The organism is Clostridium sp. HBUAS56010 (assembly GCF_007115105.1).
Lineage (GTDB): Bacteria > Bacillota > Clostridia > Lachnospirales > Lachnospiraceae > Lacrimispora.
In genome coordinates this window covers 1-424 of record NZ_SULJ01000006.1, presented here as the reverse complement: position 1 = coordinate 424, position 424 = coordinate 1, and the positions used below count along the sequence as shown (strand labels likewise).

Sequence of the window (424 nt, the reverse complement as noted above, 5' to 3'; positions counted from 1 at the left end):
CCTTTTGCGGCTAGCAGGGAGATAAACTTTGGTTTCTCTTGCCCCCCCCCCCCTTTCGCACTGACTCTCACCGGAGGAGTGATATCTGTTACATTTTCCAGAAAACTTTTTGAAACATTTTTGAGAATCAAAAAAGACACACTAACAGAGCGTTTTGTCTGTTTGCGCACCTTTATTATTTTTCTTATGTATTGCAAAAAAGCATATAAATGTTTTCTTTTATCTATTAATGAAAAATGCTTTTTTTACTACTCTAACAAAACTAAAAGAAATTTTTAAGAGAGAGTTTCAAGTTTTGTGTAAACTGTAAAAACTGATATAAGATATGTTGATAGTTATGCAAGGACAGAACAATTATTTCAAGGTTCTGTCCTTGTTTGTATTATAACGCTGTTTCTTTGCATGTCAATGAAACTGGCTCATT

Annotated in this window: 1 protein-coding gene; it reads left to right on the top strand. The window is 33.5% G+C overall.

Annotation, left to right across the window (positions count from 1 at the left end):
* On the top strand, nt 1–279 hold a 279-nt coding region (locus tag FAY33_RS19790; RefSeq protein WP_207706017.1), incomplete at its 5' end, for a hypothetical protein.
* Nucleotides 280–424: the final 145 nt, after the last annotated feature.